This is a genomic window from Myroides sp. C4067 (assembly GCF_038039665.1).
GTDB classification, from domain to species: domain Bacteria; phylum Bacteroidota; class Bacteroidia; order Flavobacteriales; family Flavobacteriaceae; genus Flavobacterium; species Flavobacterium odoratimimum.
Map to the genome: position 1 here is coordinate 1 of NZ_JBBPHJ010000056.1, position 3,264 is coordinate 3,264.

Annotated in this window: 5 protein-coding genes; 2 read left to right on the forward strand and 3 right to left on the reverse strand. The window is 38.3% G+C overall.

Annotated elements, in window-relative coordinates:
• Positions 1-85 precede the first annotated feature (85 nt).
• On the reverse strand, positions 86-715 hold the full coding sequence (locus AABL87_RS17610) for a hypothetical protein (protein WP_341277691.1): 630 nt from the start codon (positions 713-715) through the stop codon (positions 86-88).
• Positions 699-1,025: a hypothetical protein gene (locus tag AABL87_RS17615; RefSeq protein ID WP_286403460.1), complete on the reverse strand. Its 327-nt coding sequence runs from the start codon at positions 1,023-1,025 to the stop codon at positions 699-701. Before AABL87_RS17615 ends, AABL87_RS17610 begins: the two co-directional genes overlap by 17 nt.
• Positions 1,026-1,626: 601 nt before the next feature.
• Here AABL87_RS17615 and AABL87_RS17620 point away from each other — a divergent pair.
• Complete coding sequence (locus tag AABL87_RS17620) at positions 1,627-1,833, forward strand: hypothetical protein (protein WP_006257560.1); 207 nt, start codon at positions 1,627-1,629, stop codon at positions 1,831-1,833.
• A 356-nt stretch (positions 1,834-2,189) separates the two neighbouring features.
• Here AABL87_RS17620 and AABL87_RS17625 read toward each other — a convergent pair whose 3' ends face one another.
• Complete coding sequence (locus AABL87_RS17625) at positions 2,190-2,576, reverse strand: hypothetical protein (RefSeq protein WP_341277692.1); 387 nt, start codon at positions 2,574-2,576, stop codon at positions 2,190-2,192.
• Positions 2,577-2,771: 195 nt separating this feature from the next.
• On the opposite strand from AABL87_RS17625, the gene AABL87_RS17630 reads away from it, so the two are divergent.
• Complete coding sequence (locus AABL87_RS17630) at positions 2,772-3,206, forward strand: hypothetical protein (RefSeq protein ID WP_006262680.1); 435 nt, start codon at positions 2,772-2,774, stop codon at positions 3,204-3,206.
• Positions 3,207-3,264 lie beyond the last annotated feature (58 nt).

Below are 3,264 nucleotides of genomic sequence, written 5' to 3' on the forward strand. Positions count from 1 at the left end.
CCTGTTTGTCTGTTCCCTGTTTGTCTGTTCCCTGTTTGTCTGTTCCCTGTTTGTCGGTTCCCCGTTCCCCATCCCCTATTTCCCATCACTTTATCACGATAACATTAAATAGCTGTTGTAGCATCTTGCGAAAATGCTGTCCATATCTATCCTCTATCTCTGTAGGAGAGAGTGATGTAGTGATATGTATACGAGGGTACGTCTGATCAAAGCGTTGCTCATAGTGACTCTCGATGATATTCGTAACTACCTCACAGGCGTACCCGTAGTGTTTTGCCACTTGTTCTTTGCCTAGGTTATCTAGACAGAATGGCTTTGCATTGATGTTTTCGTATCGCGTAGTCGTCTCGAATCCTCTTTGCATAAAGTCATGAGCGAGTGAGCGACACGTCTTGATATCATATTGTTTCTTTCTAGAGAAAAAAGGTTTGACCAGCTGCATCACAGCAGTTTTGCCACTACTAGGAGCCCCCATGATGAGCAATCCTTTGTCTAACGATAAATCTAATTTCTCTAGCGTAGCGTGATCTTCTATGGCATAGATAAGCACCTTGTACAAGGCATCTTTGTGAAACGGATTAATGATAAACTCTTCTCCATATAACTTTTTTCCTCTTTCGAGGATATAAGATAAGCAGGTATTAAAATCATACTGCTTCGTTCTCTCAACCAAATCGTATGTGTCTTCTAAACTAGTTTTATAGCGCTTCATCATATTTTGAAATTGTTGAATTATTTATATTTATATGTTTTTGTTTATTGTTTATAGTTTTATATATGTGTCCCACTACTAGTCCACGACTTGTCCCACTTTCGGGACAAGTGCTGACCTCCTCTAGTGTCCCACTTTCGGGACAAGTAGTGGACTGGTGCACTGTACCATTTTTTGGACTAGACGTGTCAGACTTAGCCTTCTTTATCTTCTTGTGTCGCTCTACGATATCCAGAGTGTAGATGATCTTCATCACAGAGTTGCTATAGCTAGACGTAGACGGTGTATAGACTATCCATCCCCAGTCCACCATCTCTTGGAGGCACTTACTGTACGTAGTCTTGCTCCCGATTTTGCTCAGGCTCATCAGTTCAGGACGGTTGATGATAAAAGTTTCTGTAAAATGGTTGAGGTTCCACTGTTGGAATAAGGCGATGTATAAGCTGACATGGGTTGGTTTTACAGCAGGATTATCCTTTAGTAATTCGAACCAAAAGTTGAGATGCTTGATGTAATTGATGTTTTTCATATTGTCTTTTTTAAGTTGATAAATAGCTTTAGAATAGTATCAAATTTAAAAAAGAGATTCCATTTAAAAATACACTTTATAAACAAAGTTTCGATTGTAGGGTGTTTTGGTTTTAGGTAGTTTATAAATGGTTACAATGCCTTATTTAATTAGTTATAAAGCTTGTTTTGCTAGAAGAAATAAAAGGATAAATACCGTTCTAAAACGGATTAATGTAACTATTCAAATATTGCCAAAAGCGAGAGAAGCGCATTTGTATTCGAAACATTGTTCTTGTTTGATTACATGGATCAATAAATGGACTAGAGGTGGACTCATCTGCTTTTTTTGACCGCTTATGCTATCTTGTGCCCTGATTATAAACCCAACAAAAAAGTAAAATGTTATGAGAAGAAAACCAACGAGATTTTGTATTTACCCAAAAGATGTCATGCTTATCACGGGTAAGAGTTATTCGACGTCCCTAAGACTGCTGCGAAAAATCAAGACAGTCTATCGCAAACCTAAGGAAGCTTATGTCAGCTACACGGAGTTCTGTGAGTATACAAATCTAGATGAACAAGAGGTGCTAGAGGCGATCAGTAGATACTAAGAGACGGCTATAGCGATGTAGAAGAGAGCCTATATCGCTATTTTTTGGAGCGATGAGGTGTAGATGGTTCAGATCAACTAGTGATGAAGTAAGGAGGTGGTTCGGATAGAGAATGACCATAGTTCGGTAAAATATCTTCTAAACCAAGTAATCACTGCTACTTTCCGAATAGTTTCCGAACGAGATAAAAATGAATTCTTGTTGTGGTTTGATTATCAGTGTGTTGTTTTGGTTTAAGTCAGGCATACTGAGTCAAAAAGGGATTTTAGAGTCATTATCTCCATATCGGTTCATTTATAGGTATAGCGCATCGCTCCACCTAGAGATAGAGGAGATGAGAATTAGGTAGTATTAGGCTATCCCAATGCAGGTATCATAGGAGTAGATGAGGTACATGTACACGCAGTGGACTTCTTCTTTCTAAAAAAGTAGTTGGTTCTCGTAAATCCATCAACAACGTTACTATTGATATGAATCAACTCATATTCTTTACTGTCTAGATAGTTCATCACATCTATAACAGAATTAAAAATCATAGGTGTACCATCGTCATTCTTGAGTTGCTTATTATTCGCCTTTTGCCCATAATCTATGTTGGCATAGTGCTTACTTGATAGAGGAGTTCCAGATACGGTTACCTCTAGATAAGTAGCCGTGATCTCTGATAGAGGTGTGTCACTGACTTTCTGGCTATAAGATATTGTACAGAATAGTGCGGCGATTAGTAGGATAAGCCTGTTCATAGTTGTGTTTGATTATGTATGTAAAGCTAAAGATAGGCTATATCGTGGATAGAAGTGTATGTTAGTCTTATTAATTTAAAAGGACATACTGAGAATGTTCAATTGCGATATAATAAATAGGGGATATCACAGTTAATTAGGTATTGCTAAAAAGAAATAAAAACACAGTGCTAAATCGCACGTAACAAATTGTTTATGAAAAAGAAAATACTACTAGTGTCTACTGTGCTTACACTACTGACTATTGCTGATATCACCGCTCAAGTGAAGAGGGATAACACCCCTCCTAATCGCGATCAGACTACCAAGAGCTATAGTAAAGAGGCTACTCCTGTGCGCTCTCGCATCAGTATCGAGCAGCTATCTCGCAATCTGACTAAAGCATTTAAGGAGAAATTTCCTACTAATGCTGTGGACTATGACCGCTCAGTTATCTTTGACTTTATGATAGAGCCTGACGGTACTGCGTCTTATATAGAAGTGGTGCGTAGTGACTTCGACAAGGTAATGGAAGTCCACCTTATCCAACTAATCGATAAAGTAACCATGAACGCCTGGGAACCTGCCTCTCTAAAAGGTAAGAAAATACCTATGCAATACACCGTGAAGCTATACGTGATGAACAATTGACAATGAATAATGAGGAATAATGTACGTCTTGTATATCAAAGTAGAGACGGATTATCAT